The sequence below is a fragment of the Paenibacillus sp. FSL H7-0331 genome (assembly GCF_001956045.1).
The window spans coordinates 56,790-72,884 of record NZ_MRTH01000017.1 but is presented as its reverse complement, the minus strand read 5'-3'; the positions used below and the strand labels follow the sequence as shown (position 1 = coordinate 72,884).

The window sequence follows — 16,095 nt, the reverse complement described above, 5'->3', positions numbered from 1 at the left end:
AGATTATTTGGCGAAAATCTGTTATGTTATAGTTAATAGTTTTAGTTCGATTGATAACCTTTCTTCTTAAATCCAACGAATCGCGGGGCGATACCCATTGCAGAATATACATCATGAGAATGATTTGTTCCTTAATGCTTTCAAGTATGCCCCTATAGGTATTGCGTTGGTTGATCTGGATGGAAAATGGCTTAACGTGAATCCTTCACTATGCAAGCTGCTTGGCTATACGGAACAAGAATTTGAAGGTACCAGCTTTCAGAATATTACGTACCCTGACGATTTGCAAATTGATCTGAATTACCTTCAAGCGACGCTGGATGGCAAGATTACTAGCTACCAGATTGAAAAAAGATATATTCATAAACAAGGTCATACGGTGTGGGCACTGCTGAGTGTATCGCTTGTTCATAATCAGGATGGGACACCCAAATATTTTATTTCGCAAATTGTTGATATTTCCAAGATGAAGCTCGCCGAAAAAGAAATCAGTGATTTGAACGATACGAATAGAAGTATTCTGGACCATATCTCGGACGCTTTTTATTCGTTGGATGCGGATTGGCGTTTTGTTTATATGAATCAAGAGGCCGAGAAGCATCTGGGCAAAAAAAACGAAGAGTTGAAGGGGAAGGTTCTGTGGGATGAAGTCCCGAAGCTGGAGATGACGGAATACGGCAGCTATTATCGGAAATCCTTCGAACAGAAAATCAAGGTTCAGTTTGAGGAATATATACCAGCCACTGAGGAAACGGATGAAAAGTGGCTCGAAACCCATATTTATCCGACTAAGGAAGGGTTGTCCATATATTTTCAGGATGTGACGAAGCGCAAATTAACCGAGGAGAAATTAAAGGGCAGTGAAGAATGGTTCCGAATGCTTGCGGATTACTCGACAGATATGATCACCCGCCATACTCCGAAAGGCAAATGCACGTACGTTTCTCCCGTTTGCAGCACCCTGCTCGGTTTCCAGCCTGAAGAGCTGATTGGAGCCTGGGGGGACTCGCTGCTTCATCCGGACGACTATCCGCAAATCATCTCCATCTATAATGCTATTATGAACACCCAGCAGATCAATACCTTTAGCTTTCGCATCCGCAGAAAAGACGGGGCCTATATTTGGTTTGAATCCACCTGCCAAACAATTCTCGATAAAAGGGGAAAGGTCAGTGAAATTATAGCCGTTTCCAGAGATATTACGGAGCGCAAGTCATCGGAGCTCAAGATGCAAGAGGTGAACGAATTACTGATGAGGCTCTCGATGACAGACGGATTAACCGGTATTGCCAACCGACGCTGCTTTGATGAGACGCTAGAGCGAGAATGGGGAGTCGCGGCCCGGTATGGTCAGCCGATATCGCTGCTGCTGTGTGATATTGATTTTTTTAAATCGTACAACGATACGTATGGGCATCAAGGAGGCGACGCTTGTCTGCAGCAGGTAGCTCATACCATAAAAAGAGCGTTGAAACGGCCTAATGATTTCGCGGCGCGTTATGGCGGCGAGGAGTTTTCTGTGATTTTAACGAATACAGATAAGTTCGGGGCTCACAAGGTAGCGGAGAGAATCAAGCAATGGGTTGAGGAATTACAGATTCCTCATCTTACATCCAAGGTAAGTGATTTGGTTACGATCAGTATCGGCACAGCAACCTTGATTCCTTCGGCACAGCTCTCGAGCAGCATGTTGATTGAGTACACCGATAAATCGCTCTATATGGCCAAGCAGGGTGGAAGAAACAGAGTGGTAGCCTATGAATAAGCCGAGTATGTAAGATTGTGATCGTGCAGGTATTCGCCTAAAAGCGGATGCCTCTTTTATTTTTTTAGGTTATTCAACTGTGGGTAAGGGCAAACTTTAAAAACAAAACACAACACGACTGTAAAAAAACACATATCGTAACCCGTGCAGGAAGGGTAAGATGGGGAAGCCAAACACATTGGTTAATAACATAAGGAATGGGATGGATAGAATGAAAAAAATGCTTGGTACAACATTGGTTGGCATCATGGCAGTCAGTGCAGTTGCAGGCTGTAGTACAGATCAGGCAAATCCGAAGTCTGGCAATGCTGCAAAACCTAATGAGAAACCGAAATTTTCGATGTCGATGGCGACAAGCGGTAATAAATATGCCGAAAAATCAGGTGATATTAATAAGGAAAAATGGGTCAACAAGCTTGAAGAGCTTGCCAAAGTGGATATCGATATTCGAATGATTCCCCTGAAGGATTTTGATCAAAAGATGTCGCTGATGTTTGCTTCCAACGATATTCCTGATGTGGTGCAAAATGTTGGGGGCGCTACAACAAAGGGAATGTCCGGTTCGATTGAAGCTGGTATTTTCATGCCTCTTGACGATTTGTTAAAGCAGTATGCTCCAACTATAATGAAAGCGGTACCAAAAGAGGCGTGGCAGGAAACAAGCTTCAATGGAAAAGTTTATGGTATTCCATCCTGGTTATCCAATCCTTCGCGAAGAGGGCTGTTCATACGGGCTGATCTGCTAGCCAAAACCGGGCTGCCAGCACCGAAAACGGTCGATGACTTTTTGAATGTCATGAGGGCGATGAAAAAGGCAGGCGTGGAAAACCCTTATCAATTGCGGGAAAACTTCAAGTATGCAGATACTATTCTAGGAGCCTATGACGTGCTTCCGTCACAATTCGAAGTGCAGGGCGAGCAGGTAGTACCCAAGTTTTTTGATGTGGAGAATATGACGAAAGCGCTGCAGGCGTACAAAACGATGTTTGATGAAGGTCTCATTCCTAAAGACTTTGCTTCAATCAGCTCGACTGAATACGGTAAAAATATCGAAGCAGGCAAAGTTGGTATGTGGTCGGCCAATGCCCAAGGCTTAGCCAACTATCGCAACAAGGCAGCATCTGCAGTGCCGGAAGCGAAGATTGAAATTATCCCTTCACCTCGTGGACCGGAAAATCGTGGCGGGCATGTGCTCTATTCGAGCATCAATACCTCCTACTATATCAATAATAAGGTTTCCAAGGAAAAGGCGATTGAAATCGTTAAATTCTTTGAATGGATGACGACGCCTGAAGCAGAAAAGTATTTTTCATTTGGGATCGAAGGCGAAACGTATACGATGGATAACGGCAAAATTAACTTCAAGCAGCCGACCACACCTGAGGCCATTGATGAGGATGGATTCCGCAGCATGTTCTGGTTCGTGCATGATACGATCTATAATAAAGCTAGAGAAGAGCTGACGCAGGACGGTCGTGACATGATGAAGTACATGGATACCGTGATTTCCAAGGAAGGTTTAGGTTCCCTGCGCTTTGTTCCATCGCTTGAAACGTACTCGCGTTATCCGGATGTTGCTCCTCTGGGTGACGATACAGGTCCGAAATTAATTATTGATCATATGGTTAAGATGATTTATGGCAAGGAGCCGATCTCGGATTGGCCAAAAGTTATTGAAGAATATAAGAGCAAGGGCGGCAATGAGATTCTGAAAGAAGCTACAGAGCGTTATAAAAAGAAAAATGGTGTGATCACTGCGGAAAATAGAGGCTAATACAGGCAAGGGGATGGCCTTGGTCATGGAGACGATTCGGAGAAACGAAGGAGGGATAATCAATGGGAGTAAGCGGCCATACAGGAAGCCAGTTAAAGCTATGGTACGATAAAGCGGCAAAAACCTGGACAGAAGCGCTGCCAATCGGTAATGGGCGATTGGGTGGCATGATTTTCGGGACAACGGCTAACGAAAAAATCCAGCTTAATGAGGATACGATCTGGTACGGCGGACCGAAGGATGCGGATAATCCCGATGCCCAAGCCTACCTTCCGGAAATTCGCGAGATGCTCATGGATGGCAGGCAGCAGGAAGCGGAGCATTTGAGCCGAATGGCGCTAATGTCGGGGCCCAAGTATTATCATCCGTATGTACCTGCGGGAGATTTGTGTCTGTGGTTTCTGGATCATAATCGGCCTACAGAAGGATATATCCGTGAGCTGGATTTGGAAACAGCTATTGTACAGGTGAGCTACAGCATGGACGGTGCTCATTACAGGCGGGAGTATTTCAGCAGTGCAGTTGATCAGGTTATTGTTGTGCGACTGGAAAGTGAGCTCCCGCGGGGGCTCACTTTCAGCGCTAATCTGATGAGGCGTCCTTATGATGCAGGGAGCCATACGTTTGGTGATGATACAGTTGTGATGCAGGGTGAATGCGGGAAGGATGGTATTGCTTTCTCTTGTGTGGTCAAGGCGATACCGGAGGGAGGAAGCGTAAAAACCATCGGTGATTTTGTATCGATTGAGCAGGCTGACGCTGTGACGCTGCTGATTGCGGTCGAATCAACCTTTCGATCAGCGAATCCGGAGGATATTTGTTTGCAGCGGCTGGATGCCGCGGCTGCCAAAGGTTATGAAGAATTGAAACACGGGCATATCGCCGAATACGCTGACAAGTTTAACCGTGTATCGATCCGCTTAACTGGCGAGGAGCTGGATACGGAGCAAGAGCAGACGCTGCTGCTGCCAACGGATAGCAGGCTTGAACGAGTCAAGCAAGGTGGTGCCGATCAAGGACTTATCGAGATCTTTTTCCAATATGGCCGTTATTTGCTTGTATCCTGCTCGCGTCCGGACAGTCTTGCTGCCAATCTGCAAGGAATTTGGAACGATAGCTACAGTCCGCCGTGGGAATCGAAATACACGATTAATATAAACACAGAAATGAATTATTGGCCTGCTGAGGTTTGTGGTTTGCCTGAATGTCATCAGCCGCTCTTTGATCTGATTGAGCGAATGCGACCAAACGGGAGAAAGACTGCCAAGGAGCTGTATGGCAGCCGCGGATTCGTCGCTCATCATAACACCAACCTTTGGGGGGAAACACGGCTTGAGGGTATTCTCGTCTCTTCCTCTGTATGGCCGCTTGGAGCTGCCTGGCTTTCGCTGCACCTGTGGGAGCATTACCGTTATGGGCTGGATGAGGTATTCCTTGCTGAACAGGCTTATCCTGTCATGAAGGAGGCGGCAGAATTCCTGCTCGATTATATGGTTGAGGATGCACAGGGGCGGTTGATTACAGGACCGTCCATTTCGCCGGAAAATAAATTTATTTTACCGAGCGGTGTGCAGGGGAATCTATGCATGGGTCCGGCGATGGATATGCAGCTGGTGTACACCTTGTTTACCGCATGTATGGATGCAGGGAAGGTAACTGGCGATAGTGACGTAACATTCCGTCTTCAACTGGAAGCGGCAATTGCCAAGCTGCCTCGTCCGCAAATTGGCAAGCATGGCCAAATTATGGAGTGGCTGGAGGATTACGATGAAGCCGAACCTGGACATCGGCATATTTCACAGCTGTTTGCATTGCATCCGGGTGAAATGATCGACAAGCATCGAACACCGGAGCTTGCTGAGGGAGCTAGAAGGACGCTTGAAAGACGCTTGGCAAGCGGTGGTGGTCATACTGGCTGGAGCCGTGCCTGGATCATCAACTTCTGGGCGCGGTTAGGTGACGGTGACAGTGCTTATGATCACATTTCCAAGCTGCTGTCGACTTCTACGTACCCGAACTTGTTTGATTGTCACCCGCCATTTCAAATCGACGGGAATTTTGGCGGAACTGCTGGGATTGCTGAGCTGTTGCTTCAATCGCATGGCAATGTTCTTGAGTTGCTGCCTGCTCTACCTGCGGCTTGGCCGGAGGGCGAAATAACAGGCCTGCGGGCAAGAGGGGCCTTCGGCATCGATATTCGCTGGCAGGAAGGACGAGTCCAGCATGCGGTCATCCGAGCGGGTCGATCCGGTTCATGTCGCATTCGAATGAAACAACCCAGCTTGATCTGTCGTGAGGACGGTACAGATGTCCCTTACGTGCTGGAAGATGGGATTGCCGAATTTGCTTGCGAAGCTGGGGCTGTATATTGCGTGCTACCGATGTAAGGCGGCTGACAGCTGTCGGATGAAAGTCAGTTTTGCTTCGCAAAACGTAGCAGATGCTTACCACGCTAGTTTTGCGAAGCAAGCTTTTAAGGGAAGTAAATAATGGAAGTAAATAATGGAAGTTATTGTAGGTTAGTCGGATTGGCATCGTAAAAAAACACAAAACAGATGCAAGTTTCTCCATAGCTTGTGTCTTTGGGTTGCAGTATGCTGAGGTCATGTCAGCTGGGGCTCTATTGTACCTGTCGTCTATACGTAGTAAACTCGAATGGAGTTTTTACGAATTCATAAGCATGAAAGGTGGAGGCTTACAGGATGAGATTGCTAATTGTGGACGATGAACCTATCATTCGCAGCGGACTGGTGAAAATGGCTCAGATTTACACACACAAGTTCGCCCAAATAGAAACCGCTGACAATGGTCAAGATGCGCTGCAACGCATCGCTTGCTCGGAGCCAGATCTGCTGCTTACCGATATCCGTATGCCCAAAATGGACGGCTTGGAGCTGTGCCGGCAGGTGAACGAAGCATACCCGCATATCCTGAAAGTAGTCGTATCGGGGTACAGTGATTTTGATTATGCACAAAAATGTTTGTCCTACGGTGTTAAGCATTATTTGTTAAAACCGGTTACACCTCCTGATTTACATGAGGTATTCGATGTGATTATGAAAAGCCGCACACAGGGCTATATGGTCGTTTCCCGCTATGTGGATTGGATCGAACGGGTCGAGCAAAGCATCTGGTCTCTGCAGGAGGATGAAATCGCAAGACTGATGGTAGAGTGGAGAGAGCACTGCTCGCATTTGTCCGCGCAACAGCTGAAGGAGCAACTGCATGATGTGGCTGTGCTGCTGCACAAATATTTTCAAGAGAAAAACCGCCCGCTGGGCTCCAATTTATTGGGCGATTATGCCGCAGCGTCCAAAGCAGATTTATTTCTTGAATTCGAAGGACGCCTGCAAGTGGTCATGAACGATCTGCTGACTGCGCGTCGCGGCAATTACAAGGATCCGATGGAGGAAGCGAAGGCTTATATCGACAATCATTTGTCTGTGGAAATCTCCTTAAAAGAAGTGGCCGACATGGTGGGCATTACGCCAACCTATTTTAGCTCGCTGTTCAAAAAAGTAAGTGGTGAAACGTTCGTCAGCTACCGGATTCATAAAAGAATGGAAAAGGCACGCGAGCTGCTGTCGATCCCCCATATGCGTACGGTCGATGTTGCCGCGGAGGTCGGATATGAGGATTATCCTCATTTTACGAAAACGTTCAAGAAAATTTCCGGTGTTTCGCCTTCGGAATACCGCAGTCTGTTGGGAATCAAATGAAAAATCTCAACTTGTACCAGAAGCTGTTTCTATCGTACCTGATCGTCATTCTCATATCCTTAACCAGTGTTGGGGTCTTTACTTACCGGACCTCCTCCAATGAGCTGGATCAACTGGTGGAGAATCAATTATCCCAGGTGGTCGGCAATGCGGTACATCATACCGATTTGTATATTCGCACTTACGAGCGTTCGATGGTGTCGCTGCTCAACAGCAATGACGTAAAGCGCTTTATCGATCTTCCTACAGGAGAAAAGGGCTTTCCTTACTATGAAATTCGCAAGCTGATCAAAGAGCTGTTGATCGAGCCGGTGTTTATTCGCAACCCGGAAATTGCCAATATTTTTATGATCAGCTTTCATGATAATGCGATGTATTTTTATAACGATTCGAGTGGTGAATCGTTTGACAGTGAGCAAGTCAAGCAGCAGCTTGAGTTTTTTAAACAGAACACCGAGGAAGGCAGCTTGAGTGTGCTGAATCATAGTATTTTGTCGGATCAGAAAAATCTGATGCTCACGCTTGTTCGGCGTATACGCGGCCTTACCGCTACGGAGCCCAAAGGTATTCTTGCGATCGAATTGCGCGCGGCTGAGCTTTCCGAGCTGTGGAAGGGGATTGATCTGGGAAGCCATGGGTATTTTTTCATTGCCGATGATAAAGGGAAGTACGTCTACCACCCCGATAAAAACCGAATTGGTACGGAGCTGCCCGTTGAAATAAGGGATGAGGTTTTCCATGCGGGTGATAAGGCATTTACGGCTGTTATTGATAATCAAGCACAAATGTTCATGAGCCGCCGTTCCAATTATGGGAATTGGCGGCTGGTCGTTTCCATGTCCGTGGAAGAGCTGCGCAAGCCGACAGATACGATTCGCACCACAACTATAGTCGTGGGCTGTTTCACGCTGGGGATTGCTTTGTGGTTGGCTTTTCGCTTCGGGAAATCGATCACGGGCCCTATACGCACTCTGAAGGCAGCCATGCGCCAGACGGAGAAAGGGAACTGGGTGACCATCCCGCTCCCTGAGCACCGTGACGAAATTGTGGAGCTAATGAGTCGCTACAATTTGATGGTCAACCGGCTCTCGGAGCTGGTGGACAAGGTATATCAAGCCGAGCTTAGCGACCGGGAGAGTCGGATGGAGCGGCAGAAAGCCGAGCTGCAGTCTTTGCAGCTGCAGATCAATCCGCACTTTTTGTACAATACGCTGGAAACGATTGTTTGTTATGCGGTGATCAGAGACTCCAAGGAAATATCCGAAATTGTTAAGGCGCTCGCCTATATGCTGCGTTATTCGGTGCAAACCAATCTGGAGGAAATTACGGTTGCTAATGAATTAAAGCATGTGCTGTATTTTCTAATGGTGCTCAGGCATCGAATCGGTCGTGAATTTGAGGTGGATGTGGCGATTCATCCGGACTATTTACTACGCAGTATGGTGCGGCTCACGCTGCAGCCTCTTGTGGAAAATGCGTTTCAGCACGCGTTCCCCGATGGTGTGGAGGATTATCATTATATTCGGATCGATGCCGGAGAAGATGATGATATATTCTGGCTCAGTGTGGAGGACAATGGGGCTGGTATTAAGGAAGAGCGCCTTGCCGAGGTGCGGGAGAAGCTGGGTGCCAATCGGCTTGCTGATAATGAAGAGGGCTCATCCCAAGGTATTGGCGGGATTGGCATTGTGAACGTTCATCGCCGAATTCAAATGGTGTTCGGTGAACAATATGGCTTGAAAATCGAGAGTGAGGTTGATCAGGGGACGAAGCTGCTCATGATTATGCCTGCAAGCAAACCTGGTAAATAAGTGGAAAAGAGGAGAACATGCAATGGCGAAACAAGAGGATTTAATGGATAATGCCGAAGGGTCTGAGCAACTGAATATAGAGCAATTGGAAGCCATAGATGCAGACCATGACGCCAGAATGGCCTGGTGGCGGGAGGCAAGAGTCGGGCTGTTTATTCATTGGGGCTTGTACTCGCTTCCGGCAGGAGTCTGGAAAGGTAAGGAAGTTCCCGCTTCTTATGCCGAGCATTTGATGCTCAGGGCACGTATTCCGGTAAGTGAATATGAGCAAATCGCGACGGAGTTCCACGCCGAACACTTTGATGCGAAGGAATGGGTCCGAGCAGCCAAGCTGGCCGGGTTGGAGTATTTGATTTTTACAGCCAAGCATCATGAAGGCTTTGCGATGTATGACTCGGACGTATCGGATTACAATATTGTGAAGAAAACGCCTTTTGCCCGTGACCCGCTCCGTGAGCTGGCGGATGCCTGCCGCGAAGAGGGGATCAAGCTGTGCATCTACTATTCACACTCCATGGATTGGCATCATCCGGATTCACAGGGGAATACATGGGATTACCCTCATAATATTGGCGCTTATGATGATGTAGCCTCATGGATCAACGATGAGGATAAGCGAACTCGCTACGAGCATTATTTGCACACTTCGGCGCTGCCTCAGGTTAAGGAGCTGCTGGAGAAGTATGGTCCTGTCGGACTGCTTTGGTTCGATTGTGGCCATAAGCTAACGGCTGAGCAGGGAGCCGCTTTCGTCAAGCAGGTGCGCGAGGTACAACCGGATTGCCTTATCAATCGGCGGGTTTGGATGGACCCCTATGGGGACTACGGCAATACGTCGGATAACCAACCGCATGTGAGAGTTCCACGCAAGGATTGGGAATCGATTGCTACCCTGAACGATTCCTGGGGGTATAAAGTTGCCGATCATAATTGGAAAACGGCAGATGTCGTATTGCGGCAAATGATAGATGTGCTCAGCTTAAACGGCAATTTTGTGATCAATGTTGGACCGATGGGGAATGGAGCGTTTGATCCCAAGTCTGTCGAGCTGCTGGAGCAGATCGGTCATTGGATGCAAACGAACGGCGAAGCTGTGTATGGGACTCGTCAAAGCCCGATCGGAAAGCCGCCTTGGGGCAGATGCACGATGAAGGATGGCATTCTCTACCTTCATATCTTCGAATGGCCAACCAATGGGAAGCTGCTGGTTCCGGGTCTGCGTAATCCTGTGCTCAAAGCTTACGCGCTGGCTGATAAAGACCGTACGGCTCTGCCGGTGACTCGCATCAGTGAAGAGGATATCGTGATAGATGTGCCGATCAGTGCGACAGCATCGACGATTCCGGTATTGGCAATAGAATTCACGGGCGAGTGTGATACCAATCCGGTACGTTTGCTGTACACGGCCGATTATCCGAACAACTTCGGCGCGTTTGATGCCGATATTGAGGGACCGACAGTACGCTATGATACAGGGAAGAAGGACCACGATAATCTGATCAACTGGACCAGTCTGGAGGACGAGGCATCATGGACCTTCCGTGCTAACGGACCTGATCGCCTGCAAGCTGTTCTGGAATACGGGGCAGCAGCAGACGCGGACGGGGGTTCCTATGAGCTTTCAGTGATATCGAAGCGTTTGGGTGAAACGGTATCACGAATAACTCAGACGGTGAAGGCTACCGGAGACGGGTACGAATTCACAGCCTTCCCTGTAGGCCATCTAAGCCTGCCCGAGGCGGGTGATTATGTGCTAAGGCTTAAAGCCTTGAGCCTGCCAAACGGAGCATTCATATGCTTGAAAAAGATCGTTTTGGAACGTGGATAAACAAACAGGATAAGTCAGAGCATCCGCAAGTTGGGATACTCTGGCTTTTTTCGTGTATCTACTGAAGTCGATCGTAAAAAAACACATGTGCGCTTTAAGTTACTCCATGGTTGGGTTTTCATAGCCATAGTATGATAAATTCATCAAACAACATAGAAGTCAGGTAAGTAACAAGTGCTGCCGCCCCATGAATTTGAATGCAGATTCTGCATGTGTGAGCTGCACCCATTTACCCCGCTTCAAGAGAAAGGAGAGATCATATGGCTTCAAAAACGGATACTTCCGGACAAACCCTATACACGTTCGCTTCGAAAAAGGCGAAGCGCGCGTTTGTTGCTAAGCATTGGCCCTTGTATGTAATTTCGATACCAGGACTTGTGTATTTTATCCTCTTTAAGTATGTACCGTTGTTGGGCTCGACGATCGCTTTTCAAGACTACAACATTTTCAAAGGAATCACCAACAGTCCATGGGTCGGACTGGCCCATTTTGAGCGGATGTTTGCTTATGACGAATTTCTGATCATCTTAAAAAACACGCTGTTAATTGGCTTGTACGATCTTGTCTTTGCGTTTCCGATCCCGATTATACTGGCCGTCCTGCTGAACGAAATTCGCATTAATGGTTATAAGCGGGTGCTGCAAACGGTTATTTACATGCCGCATTTTCTTTCCTGGGTTATCGTTGGAGGCATTCTGATTGGTCTTCTATCCCCAACAACAGGAATCGTGAATCATATTCTGGGGATATTCAACATTGAACCGATTTACTTCCTAGGCGAAAATAGCTACATTCGCAGTATTTTGATAGGATCGGGTGTTTGGAAGGATAGCGGCTGGGGAACGATTATTTATTTGGCAGCGATTGCCGGTATTAATCCTGACTTGTATGAAGCGGCTGAGCTCGACGGCGCAGGCAGGTTCCGTCAGGTGATGTCGATAACAATTCCATCCATTCTGCCTACGATCATGATTTTGTTCTTGCTGCATATGGGTAGATTCATGGATTTTGGCTTTGAGCGTGTGTTCGTCTTTATAAACTCGCTTAACAGCGAGAATGGAGAAATTCTGGACACATATGTGTATCGAGCAGGCTTGATAGACCGTCAGTACAGCTACACAACGGCGATTGGTTTATTCAAATCCGTAATTGGCCTCGTGCTCATCGTGCTGGGTAACACACTAAGTAAAAAAGCGACCGGAGACGGCCTGTACTAACTAATTATTTAACTAACATATCTTCGGTCAAAGGGGTGAGAGGCGTGATTCTGACAAAAGGGCAGCGTGCGTTCCAGATGTTCAACAACATCATGCTGTTTGTGATCGGGCTCGCCATGGTACTACCGATTCTACATGTGATTGCGCAGTCGTTCAGTAATGCCGTAGCGATCAACAGCGGGGACGTTGGACTATGGCCAATAGGCTTCACATTGGAGAACTACCATATGATTGTAAAGGATCCTTCAATCTGGTTAGCTTTCCGCAATAGCGTCATTGTTACCGTATTCGGTACATTAATCAATCTGGCAGCAACAGCAAGTCTGGCTTATCCGTTGTCTCGTCCAGAGTACATTTATAGAAAAATGGCACTTGTTATCGTGCTCATCACGATGATTTTTCATGCACCACTAATTCCTAATTACTTGCTGCTCAAAAATTTGAACATGTTGAATACGCTGTGGGTATTAATGATCCCTGGGGCGATTAGTGCCTACAATCTGTTCGTTATGCGATCTTTTTTCGTTAATTTACCGACAGAGCTGCTGGAATCGGCAAAGATGGACGGCTGTGGGGAATTCCGGATGATCTGGAGCATCGTGCTTCCTTTGTCCAAGCCGGTTATGGCAACGATGGGGATTATGTACGCGGTCGCCAACTGGAATATGTACTCGCAGGCCATTTATTATATCGACAAACGTTCCTTAATTCTCTTGCAGGTAAGGCTGCGGGAGATCGTAATCACAGACAACATGGGTGCGTCGGATGTTACTTCGGAAATGATGCAATTTGTGTCTCCTGAAGGATTGAAAATGGCGGTTATCGTCATTGCGACAATCCCGATTATGCTGGTGTATCCGTTCCTGCAAAAGCATTTTATTAAAGGGATGATGGTGGGATCGATTAAGTCGTAGATGCCTGAGGAAAGACCAAGACAAGTTCAAGGCTTTAAAAAAAGAGAGGGTTGGTGCGATATGAAAAAAACATGGGGTGTTATTCTGGTTTCCGCGCTTGCTGCAGGTTCTTTGGCTGGCTGTGGGGATGCGTCTAAAGACAATAAGCAAGGCGGACAAGCCAGTGCTGATACGAAGCCGGTCAAATTTTCGCTATCACTGCCGGTTACAACCAATGCTGGATATCAAGGAACAGTGACAGACTGGGAAAATAACAAGCTGGTGAAAAAGCTGGAGGAACTGACTAACACAGACCTCTCCGTGCGTATTCTCGAAGATTCCAAAATGGGTATTATGTTCGCTGGTAATGATATTCCAGACGTGGTAGGCAGTATCGGCACACCAACCGGTAAATCCATGTCAGGCTCGGTGGAAGCCGGCGTCTTTATGCCACTTGACGATTTATTGAAGCAGTATGCCCCCAACTTGATGAAAAAGGTGCCCAAGGCGGCATGGGATGCAGTATCCTACGATGGCAAGATTTATGCGATCCCCGATTATTTGAGCAATCCATCCAGACGTGGAACTTATATCCGTACGGATCTTTTAGAGAAGACAGGTATGAAGGCTCCACAAACTGTTGATGAATTTCTGGATGTTCTGCGTGCCTTTAAAAAGGCGGGTGTAGAAAATCCGTATCAAATGCGTGAAAATTTCAAATACGCCGATACGTTCCTGGGCGCGTTTGATGTACTGCCGTACAAGGATCAATTTGAAGTTGTAAATGGACAGGTACAGCCGAAGTTTTTTGACGTCGAGAACATGCAGAAAGCGCTGCAAACCTACAAGACAATGTTCGATGAGGGCTTGATTCCGAAGGATTTTGCAACCATTTCGTCCTCTGATTATTCCAAAAATATTAACAGCGGCAAATCCGGCTCATGGTCCTCCAATGGGGCAGGCTTGATCTCGTTCCGTACCGCTATTGCCCAGGCTAATCCGGCTGCCAAAGTGGATATTATCTCCTCTCCAAAAGGACCAGAAGGTAAATCCGGCTATTTCTACTATACCCCGGTTGTCCGTTCTTTCTATGTGAATGCCAAGGTGGATAAAGATAAAGCAGCGAAAATTATTAAATTTTATGACTGGATGGCATCAGCTGAAGCTGAGAAGTTTTTCACCTTCGGTATAGAGGGACAAAATTACACCGTCGATAACGGTAAAATTAACTACAAAATTCCAACCAGTAAAGAAGAGCAGGAAGAAGAGAGCTTCCGTGCAGGTACGTTGTGGATGGGGCAGGATGCGACATTGAACCCGCCGCGTAAGCGTCTGGAATTGGATCAAAACGGTAAGGATCAGCTAGCTGTCTTCGATAATGTACTGGATAAGGAAGGTTTGCCGGGTATCGGATTTTATCCGGATCTAGCGACTTTCAGCAAATATCCGGATCTTGCTTCGCCACAGCCTGATGTTGGACCGAAGCTGATCATCGACCATATGATCAAAATGATCTATGGCAAAGAACCGATTAGTGACTGGCCTAAAGTTATAGAAGAGTACAAAACCAAGGGTGGCAATGACATTCTTAAAGAAGCCAACGAACGTTATACGAAAAAGATCGGTGTGCTGGATATTAAAAAGTAAACGGGTGCAGCACGCCACAGGAGGATAACAGGATGCAGCAGGAAACGATCCGGGAGCGAATCATGCAAGAGCTTGAGACGGTTGACGTTGTGGACACTCATACCCATCTGGTTGGAGATCGACTGAATGCTGTGGATTTCTGGCAGATCGCCCATTACTTCTGGTTATTCCGTGAGCTGCAGGCAGCCGGTTATCCGGCGCATGCCGAGCAGCTGCCGGTTCGTGAGCGAATCCAGGCATTTCTTAGCGCTCACCATGCTTCCAGACATACGATGATGAACGTGGCGCTGTCGCGGATTTTCCAGGATTTATATGGAATCGAGCTGAAGGATGAAGCGTCCGTTCTGGCAGCAGATGAAGCTGTCAAGCAATCTGCAGTACAGGCAGACTGGGCACAGCAGGTAGCGGACCGCCTGAGCGTTCGTGAGTATGTAGTCAATGTACCTGAGCATGCTCCTTTTGAAGGGATGAGGCGGAATGCGATTCTGATTCCGCGAATCGACGGGAAGATTTTCGGATGGGTTACTGAGATCATAGAAAGCTCAAATCCGCTTCAGTCGTTCGAGAAGCTGCGTGAAACCATTGACGCCTTGTTGGGCGGCTACAGCAAGCAGGGCTGTCCGGGCATTATGACCACACTTCCGCGATATGAGGCTGCGGCTAACCAGTTGTATGACTTATCTGCATCGGGATTGGTGCGTGATCAGGTTTTGATGAATGTGCTTCATCTGATCTGCGAGGCTGCACAGCGTCATGAGCTGTTCGTACAGTTCTTTCTCGGTGTCGAACGCTCCTGGTGCGGGGAACCGCTGCCTGCGAACGACCCGGAGCGCATCTTGAAGCTTAGCGGTTTGTTTGAGCGGTACAGCTGTCCGTTCGAGTTGGTGGTCGCCTCGGAAATCAACAATCTCGATGTGGTGCAGGCGGCATGGAATTTCCCTAATGTACATGTCGGCGGACATTGGTGGTATAACTTCCGGGCATCCACCTACAAGCAGTCCATGCAGTACAGGCTGGAGGCACTGCCGGCACTGAAATCTTCACTGATCGCATCTGATTCAAGGTGCATTGAATGGACGTACGGGAAAATTTGGCTGGTCAAGCGTGTACTCAGTGAATTTTTGGCTGAACGTGTGGCCTCTGGTTGGCTGGACCATGCTCAGGCGATTGAAGTCGCCCGCGACTGGCTGTATGAGAGTGCAGCGCGCAGATACCGTGTGCAATCGCTGAATAGTAAAGGTTAAAACTCCTTGTGTGACATTATGGGTACGACCCAATCGAATAAGCGCGTTCCTGTAAAGGAAGGCTTTGCCAAAGTCCTTGTTTTGCTGCTTGATTGCAGCGAAACAGGGATTTTTGTTTTGTGTAAGTGAAGAGAAATTTCACTTTTGTCAGGACGATGATTGAAAGGCTGTATCCGCATACATTCAAATAATGAGAG

General features: G+C 47.6%; 10 protein-coding genes. All 10 read left to right on the top strand.

What is annotated here, in order from left to right:
* The first annotated feature begins 97 nt into the window (after nt 1-97).
* The 10 genes from BK127_RS42550 to BK127_RS23565 all read left to right on the top strand — a co-directional run bounded on the left by BK127_RS42550 (nt 98) and on the right by BK127_RS23565 (nt 15,898).
* Complete coding sequence (locus BK127_RS42550; RefSeq protein WP_083689519.1) at nt 98-1,765, top strand: PAS domain S-box protein; 1,668 nt, start codon at nt 98-100, stop codon at nt 1,763-1,765.
* Between the two features lie 211 nt (nt 1,766-1,976).
* Entirely contained in the window at nt 1,977-3,539 is a 1,563-nt protein-coding gene (locus tag BK127_RS23605; protein WP_076234057.1) for a type 2 periplasmic-binding domain-containing protein, read from the top strand.
* A 62-nt stretch (nt 3,540-3,601) separates the two neighbouring features.
* Nucleotides 3,602-5,926, top strand: coding sequence for a glycoside hydrolase family 95 protein (locus tag BK127_RS23600; protein WP_076233984.1), 2,325 nt, complete (start codon nt 3,602-3,604; stop codon nt 5,924-5,926).
* Between the two features lie 315 nt (nt 5,927-6,241).
* Entirely contained in the window at nt 6,242-7,258 is a 1,017-nt protein-coding gene (locus tag BK127_RS23595) for a response regulator (protein ID WP_076233983.1), read from the top strand.
* Nucleotides 7,255-9,069, top strand: a complete 1,815-nt coding sequence (locus BK127_RS23590; protein WP_076233982.1) for a cache domain-containing sensor histidine kinase — start codon at nt 7,255-7,257, stop codon at nt 9,067-9,069. The genes BK127_RS23595 and BK127_RS23590 overlap by 4 nt, the downstream gene beginning before the upstream one ends.
* A 22-nt stretch (nt 9,070-9,091) precedes the next feature.
* On the top strand, nt 9,092-10,897 hold the full coding sequence (locus BK127_RS23585) for an alpha-L-fucosidase (protein ID WP_076233981.1): 1,806 nt from the start codon (nt 9,092-9,094) through the stop codon (nt 10,895-10,897).
* A 260-nt stretch (nt 10,898-11,157) separates the two neighbouring features.
* Nucleotides 11,158-12,114 carry an ABC transporter permease gene (locus tag BK127_RS23580; RefSeq protein ID WP_076233980.1) on the top strand — a complete coding sequence of 319 codons (957 nt, stop codon included), beginning with the start codon at nt 11,158-11,160 and terminating at the stop codon, nt 12,112-12,114.
* Between the two features lie 77 nt (nt 12,115-12,191).
* Entirely contained in the window at nt 12,192-13,028 is an 837-nt protein-coding gene (locus BK127_RS23575) for a carbohydrate ABC transporter permease (RefSeq protein ID WP_076234056.1), read from the top strand.
* A 60-nt stretch (nt 13,029-13,088) separates the two neighbouring features.
* Nucleotides 13,089-14,654, top strand: a complete 1,566-nt coding sequence (locus tag BK127_RS23570) for a type 2 periplasmic-binding domain-containing protein (RefSeq protein WP_076234055.1) — start codon at nt 13,089-13,091, stop codon at nt 14,652-14,654.
* A gap of 32 nt (nt 14,655-14,686) precedes the next feature.
* Nucleotides 14,687-15,898, top strand: coding sequence for a glucuronate isomerase (locus tag BK127_RS23565; RefSeq protein ID WP_076233979.1), 1,212 nt, complete (start codon nt 14,687-14,689; stop codon nt 15,896-15,898).
* Nucleotides 15,899-16,095 lie beyond the last annotated feature (197 nt).

Bases quoted from the DNA above. Each gene is read 5' to 3' on its own strand.
- BK127_RS23605 (WP_076234057.1), top strand. From the start codon at position 1,977: ATGAAAAAAATGCTTGGTACAACATTGGTTGGCATCATGGCAGTCAGT.
- BK127_RS23600 (WP_076233984.1), top strand. From the start codon at position 3,602: ATGGGAGTAAGCGGCCATACAGGAAGCCAGTTAAAGCTATGGTACGAT.
- BK127_RS23595 (WP_076233983.1), top strand. From the start codon at position 6,242: ATGAGATTGCTAATTGTGGACGATGAACCTATCATTCGCAGCGGACTG.
- BK127_RS23590 (WP_076233982.1), top strand. From the start codon at position 7,255: ATGAAAAATCTCAACTTGTACCAGAAGCTGTTTCTATCGTACCTGATC.
- BK127_RS23585 (WP_076233981.1), top strand. From the start codon at position 9,092: ATGGCGAAACAAGAGGATTTAATGGATAATGCCGAAGGGTCTGAGCAA.
- BK127_RS23580 (WP_076233980.1), top strand. From the start codon at position 11,158: ATGGCTTCAAAAACGGATACTTCCGGACAAACCCTATACACGTTCGCT.
- BK127_RS23575 (WP_076234056.1), top strand. From the start codon at position 12,192: ATGTTCAACAACATCATGCTGTTTGTGATCGGGCTCGCCATGGTACTA.
- BK127_RS23570 (WP_076234055.1), top strand. From the start codon at position 13,089: ATGAAAAAAACATGGGGTGTTATTCTGGTTTCCGCGCTTGCTGCAGGT.
- BK127_RS23565 (WP_076233979.1), top strand. From the start codon at position 14,687: ATGCAGCAGGAAACGATCCGGGAGCGAATCATGCAAGAGCTTGAGACG.